We start from the raw sequence: 13213 nt of genomic DNA on the forward strand, positions 1-13213 counted from the left end.
GCATTAACCATTCGCGCCGTTGGCGACGGGCGGTACATCGTTGGAGGGGCTTGGCATGGTTGCCGGTGTGTTGGAGGTATTACCGTCGGGCGGGGTAATGATCGGCGCGCTGTCCATCTGCAGGCTGCCATTGAGTGGGTGAGCTACGCCATCCTGGAATTTTGCCCAGACCATGACCCGGCGTACCCGGCCGAACTGGTCGGCGGTGAGCTGGCCGGTGGCGCCGGGCAGGTAGCTGCCAGGATGCTCGTGCAACCAATCGACATAGGGCACCAAGTTCCATGCGTCCATGCCGAAGGCGAACAGTCGCGCCGACATGCCGCGCGCGGCAGGCAGCTGATTGGCGACGTCCTCGTGGTTGGGCAAGCCAGGCTGGGCGTTGAACAGCCAGGGGGAGTCGCAGAATTCCACCCCATCGAGATCGCGATTGGCACCGGCATCGTCGACGCCGGCATAGATATGCGAGGTGGCGAAGACGGGTAGGTTCACGCGGGCAAGTTTCAGCTGTGGCAACAGCAGGCGTGCTTGTTGCGGACGCATGCTGATGAAGATGCCGGCATCACTGCTTGCATCGGCGGCGTTGAGGCCGCTGATGGTGTTGGCGAAGTTGACGCTGTTGCTGCTCAGCGTGCCCATGCCGGCAACGCTGCCACCGCGTGCTTCCAGCTCAGCCTTGAATGCATTAGCGGCGCGCTGGGCGTAATCCTCGTTGGAGACAATCACGTAAGCACTGTGAATACCGCGCTCGATCATGTGGTCGGCGGATTGTGCACCCTCGGTTTCTGGCAACAGGCCAAACTCGCTGACGCCGCTGCTTGGCAGGCTTTTGTCGTCGGGATGGTTTAAGGCCAGCAGTGGCACGGGCAAGGGATTCATGCCGAACAGGGCGGATACTTCGCCGCGAGTCAGCGGGCCGACCACCAGTTGTGCGCCATCGTCGACCGCTTGTTGATAGGCCTTGATCGCGCTGGCCGGTGTGCCGCCGCTGTCGTATACGCGTACGGGCGGGCGCGGGGCGTGATTGCGCGAGGCGTCGGCATAAGCGGCGAAGAAGCCTTCGCTAATGGCTGCGCCGGCGGCTGCATAGTTGCCGCTGCTGGGCAGTAGCAGGGCAATCTTGCCGGGCATCTTGTAGCCCTCGCGCACATTCGCGTCGGATCCTGGCTGCAGGGTGCCGACCTGCTGTTCCAGCGTCGGTTGTGGCCGTGCCACGGCGACGCCGAGCTGGGTCAGCGCCTCGTCGATCCACGGCAGCATGCGATCGCTGGGCTGCATGGCGGCGGCGCGCTGTTTCAGTGGTGCGACGCCAAGCTTATTGAGCAGGGCAAGAATCTGCTTGCGGTTTTGCGCGTGGTCGAGGCCGCTCAGTTGAGCGTCCATTTCTACCCGGCTGCGGGCGGCGCCCCAGAAGTCGCCGCTGCCTTCCATCGCGCGAGCGCGCAATTCCAGTAGCCGCAATTGCAGCGGTGCCGGCACGGGTACATTCGGTTGCGTGGTGAGTTGCAGGGCGTGTGCGGCGTCGTGCTGATTCAACGCGACTTCCGCCTGCAGCAGGTCGAGTCGCACCGGTTCGTCGCGATCGAGTTGCTTGCGTTTGATCTCGGCCAACAAGGGCATGGCGCGATCCAGTGCGCCTTCCTGGCGGTAAGCCTCGGCAGCGAGCAGTAGATAGTGGTCGCGACGGGCTGGCGCTTGTTGTGCCAGGGTCAGATACGCCTGCGCGGCCTGATCGAACTGGCCTTGTTTGGCCATGGCGTCGGCATTGAGCGCGGAGGCAGTCTCGGCGGGTGAGCGCTGTACAGCGGCAGGGGGTATGCAGCCGGTCAATGCGAATGAAATCAACAGGCCGATAGCTGCGGCGCGATAAAAGCGCATAAGACGGGGTCCCTAGGTCATTACCGACGTTATCGTTACCGGCATGCCGGCAATTGCGCGATCATAGCCGATCGCACCGCTACCTCTGCGGCATACGGGTTCTCACATGTCTTCTATTCAGCCAGGCTGCCTATGGGTGGTTGCCACCCCTATCGGCCATCGCGATGATTTTTCTGCGCGTGCCATTGAAACCCTGCGCAACGTGGCGGTGATCGCCGCCGAGGACACCCGGCACAGTCGGCCGCTGTTGCTTCATTACAACATCGCTACGCCGTTGATGGCCTTGCATGAGCACAATGAGCGGGATGCCGTCGATGCCATTGTGCGGCGTTTGCTGGGTGGCGAATCCGTGGCGCTGATCTCGGATGCGGGCACCCCATTGATCAGCGATCCGGGCTTTCGCTTAGTGCGTGCTGCGCGTGCTGCGCATATTCGATGCGTGCCGGTGCCTGGCGCCTGTGCGGCGATCGCGGCGCTTTCCGTGGCTGGCTTGCCCAGCGATCGTTTTGTCTTTGAAGGGTTCTTGCCGCCCAAGGCGGCTGCACGGCGCAGCCGGTTGCAGGAGCTTGCTGGCGATGCGCGCACCTTGATCTTCTATGAGTCTTCGCATCGCGTCGCCGACAGCCTGGCGGATATGCGCGATATTTTCGGCGCGGAGCGCGAGGCCGTCTTGGCGCGCGAATTGACCAAGCTATTCGAGACCGTATTAAGTGAGTCACTGGCTGAGCTTGCCGCGCGTGTGGTTGCCGATACCGATCAGCAGCGTGGCGAGCATGTGATCCTGGTTGCGGGGCGCGGCGATGAGGTCGATGAGCGTCTGGCCGAAGGTCAGCGCATTTTCGCCATCCTGCGTGAGGAGCTGCCCCCGGCGAAAGCCGCCAAGCTGGCCGCATCGATTAGCGGAGCCCCGCGAAAGGCGTTGTACGGAAGTGGTGAGTAAGGGGCTGGCGTGAGCGGGTGGACGAGCTTGGCGATTGAGCGTGTTCTTGCCTCGCCACTTGCGCTTTGGCTTTTGCTCTTTAGGCTTTTCCCCGTTCCCCGTTCCCCGTTCCCCGTTCCCCGTTCCCCGTTCCCCGTTCCCCGTTCCTATCGCCTACAATGACTGGCGGAGTCGGCCGGACAGTCGCGTCGCGCGTAAGCGCATCGAGGAAAGTCCGGGCTCCATAGGGCAGAGTGCCAGGTAACGCCTGGGCAGTGCGAGCTGACGGCCAGTGCAACAGAAAGCAAACCGCCGAACGGCATCTTCGGGTGTGCGTGGTAAGGGTGAAACGGTGCGGTAAGAGCGCACCGCGCGCGGGGATAACGTCGCGTGGCACGGTAAACCCCACTCGGAGCAAGACCAAATAGGGGGACGATAACGCGGCCCGCGTTGTTCCCGGGTAGGTTGCTGGAGCCTGGCGGTGACGCCAGGCCGAGAGGAATGACTGTCGCGTCGCAAGACGTACAGAACCCGGCTTATAGGCCGGCTCCGCCCTCTTCATGAAAACCTCCACCGACGCGGCGCTGGCCGTGGCGGTGGAGGTTTGTGGAGGTCTGCTCAAGAGGTGCGCCTGAGTATGGATCGGTACATGTAAGGCATCGTCCAGGGTAGGCGGATCAGCCTGATCGCGAGTGCTTTTAATGAGGCGTGTTTTCACAAAAAATCCTCATCATTCAAACACCTTGAGTAGCTTTCTGAGAAACCCCTGGAAATACTGCCACACCTTCGCCTTTCTCATTGATTCACAAGCAAAATTCCCTTGACAGTCTCAGGGGGCGAGACTATCGTGGGCTCCGGTGTGAAATCGTGGGATTTCGTGGAGTCATAGGGTCGTGTTTCAAGGCGAAACCGCCATCACTGTTGACGATAAAGGGCGCCTCGCTATCCCGACTGCATACCGGGAGCTGGTGGCCGGCGCTTGCGCCAATCGTCTGGTGATTACCTACAACCCCTTCGAGTCGGGCTGCCTTTGGCTGTTTCCGCAAGCGGAGTGGGAGCGGGTACGCGACCAAGTGAATGCCTTGCCCAGCGTCAAGGCGGTGCATCGCGCGCTGCAAATGAAGCTGGTCGGTGCAGCGGCGATGGTTGAGCCCGATAGCGCGGCGCGAATCTTGTTATCGGCCAGCCAGCGTGCTGCGGCCGGTATCGAGAAGAAGGCCGTGCTACTGGGGATGGGCAGCAAGTTCGAGCTTTGGAGCGAGCAAGCCCACTTGGCCAAGATCCGCCAGACCATTGGTGAAGACGAAATCAGCGACGACATGGCGGACCTGCGTCTGTAACAACGGATGAAGCAGTGCAGGGAACGCTGAAGCGGCAGGTGGGACGCATAACAAGAACAATGGAGCGGGAGTGCGGCATGGCCGAGCAGCAGTTGCGGCATATCCCGGTAATGCTGGGTGAAGCAGTGGAGGGACTCGCCGTGCGGGCAGGCGGGCGTTATCTCGATGGCACGTTTGGACGCGGCGGTCACGCTCGCGCCGTGCTTTCGCGCCTGGGCCCGGATGGTCGCCTGCTCTTGATGGATCGCGATCCGCAGGCGATCGCCGCCGCGCAGCTTGAGTTTGCCGTTGATCCGCGGGTGTCTATCCGCCATGCAAACTTTTCCTCGCTGGCCGAATGGGACGAGACCGCTGGCGGCCTCGACGGCGTGCTACTCGATCTCGGCGTCTCCTCACCCCAGCTCGATGAAGCCGCTCGCGGCTTTAGTTTTATGGCCGATGCGCCGTTGGACATGCCGACGAGCGCGACATTGCCGACGTGTTGTGGACCTACGGCGAAGAGCGCTTCAGCCGCAAAATTGCCCGCTTCATCGTCGAGCGTCGCAGCGAGACCCCGATCACCCGTACAGGTGAGCTGGCCGCGCTGATCGAGCGTGCGGTCGGCCGCCGTGAGCCGGGCAAGCATCCCGCCACGCGCAGCTTCCAGGCGTTGCGTATTCGTGTGAACGGCGAGCTGGATGCGTTGCAGCAAGGGCTGAACGCCGCGCTTGACCGCCTCCAGGTCGGTGGCCGGCTATCCATCATCAGTTTCCATTCGCTGGAAGATCGCGCGGTAAAGCTGTTTATCCGCGATCACTCCGGCCGTGTGCAAGGCAGCCGCCGCGGTCCGCCGCAGGTGGCGCCGCCGGCTCGGCTGGCAGCGATAGGCAAGGCGCAGTTTCCCTCGGACGCCGAGCTTGCGGTGAATCCGCGCTCGCGTTCGGCGGTGCTGCGCGTGGCGGAGAAATTATCGTGAGGGTGCTCGGCGCCACCTTTCTATTGCTACTGCTCGGCGCCGTACTGATCAGTGCGATCGGCGTGGTGTGGACGCGCCATGAGAGCCGCGTGCTGTTTGTCGAGTTGACCCGGCTGCAGAACCAGCGTGACGAGTTGAACATTGAATATGGCCGGCTCGAACTCGAGCAGGCCACCTGGGCTGAGCCGCGTCGGGTGGACAGCGAGGCGCGGCAGAAAATCGGCATGGTCAATCCGCGGCCGCAAGATATCCAGTTGGTGGGCCGATGAGCTGGCGCGATCGCACTCGGCCTGTGCAAGGCGGATCAAACCAGGGCCGCCGTCGGGCAGGCCCGGTCGCCAGCACGCGCAAGCGCATGGTGCTGGTGGTTGGCGTGCTTGGCCTGGCGTCGCTGGGGTTGGTGGCGCGCGCTTTCGACCTGCAGGTGGTGCGCAAACAGTTTTATCAGAATCAGGGCGATGCGCGCTTTTTGCGCGAAATGCCGATTGCGGTATCGCGCGGCACCATCTTCGATCGCAATGGCGAGCCGCTGGCGGTATCGACGCCGGTGGTTTCCATTTGGGCGAATCCTTCTGAGGTGCTGCAAAGCGAGGATCGCATCCCGCAGCTGGCCAAGGCGCTGGGCGCCAATCCTGAGGAAATCAAGCAATACCTGATGCAGCGCTCAGAGCGGGAGTTCGCCTATCTGCGTCGGCAAATGAATCCGGACGCGGCGCAGGTGGTGCTGGATCTGGGGATCCCCGGGGTTAATGGTCAGCGCGAATATCGTCGCTACTATCCGTCGGGCGAGGTGACCTCGCATATCCTCGGCTTTACCAATATCGACGACCACGGCCAGGAAGGCCTGGAGCTGGCTTTCGACGAATGGCTGGCCGGCAAGCCGGGCGCCAAGCGGGTGATTCGCGACCGCATGGGGCACGTGGTGGAGGACGTCGAGCAGGTGCGTGCGCCGCAGCCGGGGCGCAACCTGACGCTAAGCATCGACCGCCGTATTCAATTCCTTGCTTATAACGAACTGAAAAGCACGCTGGAGAAATCGCAGGCCGATTCCGGCTCCATGGTGATCATCGACGTGACCAGCGGCGAAATCCTCGCCATGGTCAACCTGCCGACCTATAACCCGAACGCGTTGCACGGCAGCCAGGCGTCGGATCGCCGTAACCGCGCGATGACCGACGTGATCGAGCCGGGCTCTACGATCAAGCCGATTTTGATGGCGGCAGCGTTGTCCAGCGGCAAATACACACCAAGCAGCCCGATGATCGATACCACCGGCGGCCATTGGTTTTACTACGGTAAGGACATCCGCGACACGCATAACTGGGGCGTGCTGAGCCCGACCGGCGTGATCACCAAATCCAGCAACGTCGGCGCAGCGCACATCGCGGTGCAGCTCGATACCGCCTTGATGTACGACACCTACCGCGCGTTTGGCCTGGGCAGCAGCACTGGCAGCGGGTTCCCCGGTGAATCGGCTGGCCTGCTGAAGGTCGGCCGTGACTGGCGCCCGATCGAGAAGGCGATTCTCGGTTATGGCTACGGGCTCAACGTAACCGTGCTGCAGCTGGCCAATGCCTATGCGACGATTGCCGATGGCGGCGTCATGCATACGCCTACCTTCGTCAAGGGAGCCGGCAATGACGCCAAGGCGATCATCGCGCCGGAGATTGCCGCGCAGTTGATCGGCATGCTGGAAACCACCACCCAGCCCGGCGGCACCGCGGCCCCCTACGCCTGGATCGCCAATTACGCCGTGGCCGGCAAGACCGGTACCGCACATAAGGCGACTCTCGGCGGCTACTCCAAGAGTAATTACGGTGCGGCGTTTGCCGGCATGGTGCCAGCTACCCGTCCGCGGCTGGCGGCTGCGGTGGTGATCGATAATCCGAAGAAAGGCAGCTACTACGGCGGCCTGGTGTCTGGCCCGGTTTTCGCCAAGGTCATGGAAGGCGCATTGCGGCTGCTCGATATTCCGCCCGACAACATCGGCCGCTGGTATGTCGGTGGTCCGCTGCGAGAGCAGAACGGGCTGATCGGCAACACGCCACCGGAAGCACCGAATATCGAGGAAGCACCCGGCGACGAGGCGACACCATGAACGGTCAGCGCCTCCACTCACAGCCGCTGGCACCGCTGCTTCAAGGTATCGCCGATGCTTCTGCAGCCGGCGATTTACTCGTTTCAGGGCTTGCCTTGGATTCGCGCCAGGTACGCGAGGGCGATGCTTTCTTTGCGTTGCGCGGCACCCGTGGGCATGGCATCGAGTTCGCCGCCAGTGCGGTGCAGCGCGGTGCGCGCGTGGTGCTGGCCGAAGCGCCGCCAGAGCCTTCGGCCGCCTCCGCGCTGGCGGTTCCGCTGCTGTGGATCGATGGCTTGCATGCCCAGGTCGGTGAAATTGCCTCGCGCTTTTTTGGCCGCCCCTCCGAAGCGATGCAGATGCTTGGCATCACCGGCACCAACGGCAAGACCTCCACGGTGCAGCTGCTGGCCCAGGCGCTGGAATACCTCGGTCATCGCGCGGCCAGCATCGGTACTCTTGGCGCTGGCCTGCACGGCCAACTGCACGAAGGTGAGCGCACCACGCCGGATGCGATCCACGTACATGCGTCGTTGGCGAGGTTCCGCGAACAAGGTGCCAGCCATGTCGCCATGGAAGTGTCCTCGCATGCGCTGGAGCAGGGGCGCGTTGGCGCCGTAGCGTTTGATGTGGTGGCCTTTACCAATCTCACCCGCGATCACCTCGATTATCACGGCAGCATGGAGGCCTACGGCGAAGCCAAGGCCAAATTGTTCGCCTGGCCAGGGCTGCGCGCCGCCGTCCTCAATGTCGACGATGCCTTTGGCCGCGAGCTGGTCAATCGTTGGCCAAGCGCGCTGCGAGTGAGTGCGGCTGGACAGGCCGAAGCCGATATCGCAGCCAGCGACATCGTGACCTCGGCGCAAGGTTTGGCATTCACCATGCGCACGCCGTGGGGTACGCAAGCACTGCAAAGTCGCCTGCTCGGCCGCTTCAATGTGGACAACCTGCTTACCGTGGTGGCCTGTCTGGGGGCGCTGGGTGAGTCCTTCGTCAACATCGTTGGCGCGGTGGAATCCCTGCAGCCGATCAATGGCCGCATGAATCGCCTGGGCGGTTTGCATGGCTTGCCGCTGGTGGTGGTCGACTACGCGCATACGCCGGATGCCCTGGAGCAGGCGTTGAATGCATTGCGCGCGCACTGCGCCGGGCAGTTGATCTGCGTCTTTGGCTGCGGCGGCGAGCGCGATGCCGGCAAGCGTCCACAAATGGGCGCGATCGCCGAGCGTCTGGCCGATGTCGCCATCGTCACCGATGACAATCCGCGCGGCGAAGACGGTGACGCGATCGTGGCGCAGATCATGGGCGGATTCAGCCACCCTGAGGCTGCTGCTGTTGAGCGCGATCGCGAGGCGGCCATTCATCGCGCCTTGAAGCTCGCCGGTGTTGGCGATGTCGTGCTGATTGCCGGCAAGGGCCACGAAACTTACCAAGAAAGCGCCGCTGGCAAGCGGCCGTTCGACGATCTGGCGGTCGCGCAGGCGGCCTTGGATCAGCGCATATGGGAGCAGCACGCATGATGCGCTTAGCAATGATTGCCTTATGGACCCGCGGGCAATTGTATGGTGCCGATGCCGACGTGGCTGGGGTGTGTATCGACACGCGCCAACTCAAGCCGGGTGACTTGTTTGTCGCGATCAAGGGCGAACGGGTCGATGGTCATGACTATGTGGCGCAGGCCGCCGCCCAGGGCGCGATTGCCGCGCTGGTCACCCGCAAGCTCGATGCGCCGATTGCCCAGATCAAGGTGGAAGACACCCAGTTGGCGCTGGGCGATCTGGCCAGTGCCGTGCGCGCGCAAAGCGACGTGCGAGTGGTGGGCATCACTGGCTCCAATGGCAAGACCACGGTAAAAACGCTGGCTGCGGCGATTCTGTCGCGGCATGGCCGCACCCATGTCAACGCCGGTAACTACAACAACGAACTGGGCTTGCCGCTGACCCTGCTGGCCATGCCGGAGGGCACGCAATTCGCGGTGCTGGAAATGGGCGCCGGCAAGCCGGGCGATATCGCCTATCTCGCTGCCATCGCACGGCCCGATGTCGGTCTCGTCAACACCATCGCCCCGGCGCATCTTGAGCGGATGGGCAGTGTCGAGGGCGTCGCCGAGACCAAGGGCGCGCTGTATCAGGCGCTGCCCGTCGATGGTGTGGCCATCATCAATGCCGATGATGCCTTCGCCAGCTTTTTCAGCGGACTCGCCAATGCGCGTACACAACTGCGCTTTGGCCTGGATCACAAGGCAGATATTGGTGCGGATATTTTGGAACAGCGCGTGGACGGTTCGCGTTTCGTGCTGAGTACGCCGCAGGGCGATGCCGAAGTGGCCTTGCCGCTGGCGGGGCGTCACAACATCGCCAATGCGCTGGCGGCAACCGCCATTGCGCTGGCGCTGGAGGTGCCACTGGAGACCATCGTCGCGGGTCTGGAGGAGGCTAGCGGTGTGAAGGGTCGCTTGCAGTGCGAGGCGATGGCCGGCGGCTGGACCTTGATCGACGACAGCTATAACGCCAATCCTGGCTCGGTCGGCGCCGCTATCGATACGTTGGCCTTGGCGCTCGGCGAGCGCTGGCTGGTCCTCGGTGACATGGCTGAGCTCGGTGCCGGTGCGCGTGCCTTGCATGCGGACATCGGCGCGCTGGCGCGTCAACGCGGTATCGACAAGCTGTTTGCGGTGGGGCCGCTTAGTGCGGCAGCCGTCGAGGCGTTTGGTGCGCAGGGCGAACATCACAGCGATCAAGCGGCCTTGACCGCTTCGGTCAGAAAGCAGTTGCATGGTGGCGTGACTTGCCTGGTCAAGGGGTCGCGCTCAGCCGGCATGGAGCGGGTCGTCGCTTCACTCCGCGAGCCTGTGTCAGCGCCAGGCAACCACGCTAAGCCAACAGGAGGTGCCTCCGATGCTGCTTGAATTGGCGGACTGGATGGCTCGGCACTTCACCGCCCTGCATCTATTTCAGTACATCACCTTCCGCACCATCATGGCGGCGCTCACCTCGTTGTCGATGTCGCTGCTGTTTGGCCCGTGGCTGATTCGCAAATTGGCCGAATTAAAAGCCGGGCAGGTGGTGCGTCATGACGGCCCGAAGACGCATTTGTCCAAGGCCGGCACGCCGACCATGGGCGGTGTGATGATTCTGCTCGCGGTGACGATCTCCACCCTGCTGTGGACCGATCTACACAACCGCTATGTATGGATCGTGCTGGCGGTGCTGTTGAGCTTCGGTGCGGTCGGTTTCTATGACGACTATAAGAAGCTGGTACTTAAAGACAGCCGTGGCCTGGCCAGTCGCTGGAAGTATTTCTGGCAGTCGGTATTCGGCCTGGGGGCGGCGCTGTTTCTGTATTACTCCGCGCCGCAGGCTGTGAACCTGCAGCCGGTGGTTGAAACCGCCTTATACGTGCCGTTGTTCAAGCAGGTCGCGTTGCCGATGGGCTTGTTCTTCGTGGTGGTCGCCTATTTCATCGTGGTCGGCTTTTCCAACGCGGTAAACCTCACCGATGGCCTGGATGGCCTGGCCATCATGCCTTCGATCCTGGTCTCCGGCGCCCTGGGCGTGTTCGCCTATCTGGCCGGCCATGCCGAATTCTCCAAGCACTTGCTGATACCGGCGATTCCCGGCGCCGGTGAGATGGCGGTGTTCTGTGCGGCGTTGTCCGGCGCGGGGCTCGGCTTCTTATGGTTCAACACGTACCCGGCGCAGGTCTTCATGGGCGACGTCGGCGCGCTGGCCATTGGTGCCGCGCTCGGTTGTGTCGCGGTGATCGTGCGGCAGGAGATCGTGCTGCTGATCATGGGTGGTGTGTTTGTAATGGAGACCGCCTCGGTGATGTTGCAGGTGGCGAGCTTCAAGCTCACCGGCAAGCGCATTTTCCGCATGGCGCCGATCCATCATCACTTCGAGCTCAAGGGCTGGCCGGAGCCGCGGGTGATCGTGCGCTTCTGGATCATCAGCGTGGTGCTGGTGCTGGTCGGTCTCGCCACATTGAAGGTGCGCTGAGATGATTTTCGACGCCACCCAGGCAAAACGACGGCAGGGACCACGCGGCAGTTTCGATCTGCCGCTACTGGTCGCGCTGGTCGGTTTGGCCAGTATCGGGTTGGTGATGGTGGCATCGAGTTCGATTGCCGTGGCGACCAGCCAGCACGTCGGCGCGTTTTATTTTCTAAAGCGTCACATGCTGTACCTGAGCCTGGGTCTGGTGCTGGCCGGCATGGCCATGCGTACCGAAATGAAACTGCTGGAAAAATACGCCTTCCATTTGCTGATGCTGGCGGTGGTGCTGTTGATGCTGGTGTTTATTCCCGGTATCGGCATGCGCATCAACGGCGCGCGGCGTTGGCTCAATTTCCTGATCACCAGCTTCCAGCCGGTAGAGGCAGTGAAGCTGATCCTGGTGGTGTATATCGCCAGCTATCTGGTGCGCCATCGCGAGAGCGTGGAAACCACCTTCTGGGGCCTGTTCCGGCCCATCATGGTGGCCGGTGCCTTCGTGGTGCTGCTCTTGCTGCAGCCGGACTTTGGTTCGGCGACGCTGATGATTGCGGTGACCATCGGCATGATCTGGCTGGGCGGCGCGCGCCCGGTTTTCCTGGTGCTGATGGGCTTGCCGGTGGTGTTACTGCTTGGGCTGGTGGCTAAGTTCGAGCCGTATCGCATGCGTCGCCTGACCTCCTTTGTCGATCCCTGGGCCGATCCATTCAACGACGGCTTTCAGCTGACCCAGTCGCTGATGGCGATCGGTCGTGGCGAGTGGACCGGTGTCGGCCTGGGTTCGAGCGTGCTGAAACTGTCTTATTTGCCTGAGGCGCATACCGATTTCATCTTCGCGGTGATCTCCGAAGAACTGGGCCTGGCGGGCATCATGCTGGTCATTGGGCTATTCGCGCTCGCGGTAGGCCGTGGCCTTTATGTTGGGCTCAAGGGCGTCGAAATCGGCCAGCGCTTCACCGGCTATGTGGCTTTCGGGGTCTCGCTGATGCTGGGCATGCAGACGATGGTGTCGATCGGGGTAAACCTTGGCGCGCTGCCGACCAAGGGCTTGACCTTGCCGCTGATTAGCTACGGCGGCTCCTCCATCGTGCTGACGTGCGCGATGGCTGGCGTGCTGTTGCGCGCAACGTATGAAATCAACCGTGCGCTGGATGCGCGGCATATGGCCACGCGGATGCCAGCAACGGCAGTCGCAGACGCCAACAAAGCGGTCGTTGAGCCGTCCCGCGAAGCGGTGATCGCATGAGCGCCTCGATGATTAAACAGGCACCCGTGCTGATCATGGCCGGTGGTACCGGCGGGCATATTTTCCCTGGTCTTGCGGTGGCTGAAGCGCTGCGTTTGCAAGGCGTGCCGGTGGTCTGGCTGGGCGCGGTCGGCGGGATGGAGACGCGGGTGGTTCCAGCGCATGGCATCGAGTTGCTCACCGTGCCGGTCGGTGGCTTGCGCGGCAAGGGGTGGAAGACCCGTTTGCTGGCGCCGCTGATGTTGGCGCGTGCGCTGTTTGCCTCGTGGAAGGTGTTGCGCCGGATCAAGCCGCGCAGCGTGTTGTCGATGGGCGGCTATGTGGCCGGCCCTGGCGGCATCGCCGCGCGCTTCACCGGCTGCCCGTTGTTGGTCCACGAGCAGAATCGCGTGGCCGGCTATACCAATCGCAAGCTCGCCGGCTATGCCCGTCGTGTGCTGGAAGGTTTTGCCGATACCTTGCCAGGGGCCGAATGGGTGGGTAACCCGGTGCGTGCAGCGATTGCCGCGTTGTTGCCGCCGACGCAACGGATGTCCGGACGCACCAGCCCGGCCCGGTTGCTGGTGCTTGGCGGCAGCCTGGGCGCGCGGGCCTTGAATCTGTCCTTGCCGCAGGCGCTGGCGTTGTTGCCGCTCGCCCGGCGTCCCGAGGTGCTGCATCAGTGCGGTAGCCGCGGCGTGGATGAAGCTAGCGAAGCCTATGCCAAGGCCGGGGTCGAGGCACGCATCGTGCCCTTCATCGACGACATGGCGGGCAGCTATGCCTGGGCCGATCTGGCGGTGTGCCGTGCCGGCGCATTGACTGTCGCC

The 13213-nt window shown here is 63.0% G+C and carries 10 protein-coding genes, 1 other RNA gene and 1 pseudogene; 11 read left to right on the forward strand and 1 reads right to left on the reverse strand.

Features of this window, described 5'->3' with window-relative positions; all coding sequences use genetic code 11:
- Nucleotides 1-3: 3 nt before the first annotated feature.
- A complete protein-coding gene (locus tag OUZ52_RS20050; protein ID WP_266160330.1) occupies nt 4-1875 on the reverse strand; it encodes a penicillin-binding protein activator in 1872 nt (623 codons plus the stop codon).
- Between the two features lie 106 nt (nt 1876-1981).
- Here OUZ52_RS20050 and rsmI point away from each other — a divergent pair, with 106 nt between their 5' ends.
- The 11 genes and pseudogenes from rsmI to murG form a co-directional block, all read left to right on the forward strand.
- Nucleotides 1982-2815, forward strand: coding sequence for a 16S rRNA (cytidine(1402)-2'-O)-methyltransferase (gene rsmI, locus OUZ52_RS20055; protein ID WP_266160331.1), 834 nt, complete (start codon nt 1982-1984; stop codon nt 2813-2815).
- Nucleotides 2816-2982: 167 nt separating this feature from the next.
- An RNA gene (gene rnpB, locus OUZ52_RS20060) (RNase P RNA component class A) lies at nt 2983-3349 on the forward strand.
- Nucleotides 3350-3687: 338 nt separating this feature from the next.
- Complete coding sequence (gene mraZ / locus OUZ52_RS20065; RefSeq protein WP_266160332.1) at nt 3688-4134, forward strand: division/cell wall cluster transcriptional repressor MraZ; 447 nt, start codon at nt 3688-3690, stop codon at nt 4132-4134.
- A gap of 77 nt (nt 4135-4211) precedes the next feature.
- A pseudogene (gene rsmH / locus OUZ52_RS20070) lies at nt 4212-5089 on the forward strand (16S rRNA (cytosine(1402)-N(4))-methyltransferase RsmH).
- Nucleotides 5086-5358, forward strand: a complete 273-nt coding sequence (ftsL, locus tag OUZ52_RS20075) for a cell division protein FtsL (protein ID WP_266160333.1) — start codon at nt 5086-5088, stop codon at nt 5356-5358. Before rsmH ends, ftsL begins: the two are co-directional and overlap by 4 nt.
- Nucleotides 5355-7187 carry a peptidoglycan D,D-transpeptidase FtsI family protein gene (locus OUZ52_RS20080; RefSeq protein WP_266160334.1) on the forward strand — a complete coding sequence of 611 codons (1833 nt, stop codon included), beginning with the start codon at nt 5355-5357 and terminating at the stop codon, nt 7185-7187. The genes ftsL and OUZ52_RS20080 overlap by 4 nt, the downstream gene beginning before the upstream one ends.
- The gene (locus OUZ52_RS20085; protein WP_266160335.1) at nt 7184-8686 is read left to right on the forward strand and encodes a UDP-N-acetylmuramoyl-L-alanyl-D-glutamate--2,6-diaminopimelate ligase; all 1503 of its coding nucleotides are present in this window, start codon (nt 7184-7186) and stop codon (nt 8684-8686) included. The genes OUZ52_RS20080 and OUZ52_RS20085 overlap by 4 nt, the downstream gene beginning before the upstream one ends.
- Nucleotides 8683-10074, forward strand: a complete 1392-nt coding sequence (locus OUZ52_RS20090; protein WP_266160336.1) for a UDP-N-acetylmuramoyl-tripeptide--D-alanyl-D-alanine ligase — start codon at nt 8683-8685, stop codon at nt 10072-10074. Before OUZ52_RS20085 ends, OUZ52_RS20090 begins: the two co-directional genes overlap by 4 nt.
- Nucleotides 10064-11164, forward strand: a complete 1101-nt coding sequence (gene mraY / locus OUZ52_RS20095) for a phospho-N-acetylmuramoyl-pentapeptide-transferase (RefSeq protein WP_266160337.1) — start codon at nt 10064-10066, stop codon at nt 11162-11164. The genes OUZ52_RS20090 and mraY overlap by 11 nt, the downstream gene beginning before the upstream one ends.
- Nucleotide 11165: 1 nt before the next feature.
- Complete coding sequence (ftsW, locus tag OUZ52_RS20100; protein ID WP_266160339.1) at nt 11166-12404, forward strand: putative lipid II flippase FtsW; 1239 nt, start codon at nt 11166-11168, stop codon at nt 12402-12404.
- A gap of 8 nt (nt 12405-12412) precedes the next feature.
- On the forward strand, nt 12413-13213 hold an 801-nt coding region (gene murG, locus OUZ52_RS20105), incomplete at its 3' end, for an undecaprenyldiphospho-muramoylpentapeptide beta-N-acetylglucosaminyltransferase (protein ID WP_425493894.1).

It is taken from the genome of Dyella silvatica (assembly GCF_026283955.1).
Classification (GTDB): Bacteria; Pseudomonadota; Gammaproteobacteria; order Xanthomonadales; family Rhodanobacteraceae; genus Dyella_C; species Dyella_C silvatica.

Bases quoted from the DNA above. Each gene is read 5' to 3' on its own strand.
- OUZ52_RS20050 (WP_266160330.1), bottom strand. From the start codon at position 1,875: ATGCGCTTTTATCGCGCCGCAGCTATCGGCCTGTTGATTTCATTCGCA.
- rsmI (WP_266160331.1), top strand. From the start codon at position 1,982: ATGTCTTCTATTCAGCCAGGCTGCCTATGGGTGGTTGCCACCCCTATC.
- OUZ52_RS20080 (WP_266160334.1), top strand. From the start codon at position 5,355: ATGAGCTGGCGCGATCGCACTCGGCCTGTGCAAGGCGGATCAAACCAG.
- OUZ52_RS20085 (WP_266160335.1), top strand. From the start codon at position 7,184: ATGAACGGTCAGCGCCTCCACTCACAGCCGCTGGCACCGCTGCTTCAA.
- OUZ52_RS20090 (WP_266160336.1), top strand. From the start codon at position 8,683: ATGATGCGCTTAGCAATGATTGCCTTATGGACCCGCGGGCAATTGTAT.
- mraY (WP_266160337.1), top strand. From the start codon at position 10,064: ATGCTGCTTGAATTGGCGGACTGGATGGCTCGGCACTTCACCGCCCTG.
- ftsW (WP_266160339.1), top strand. From the start codon at position 11,166: ATGATTTTCGACGCCACCCAGGCAAAACGACGGCAGGGACCACGCGGC.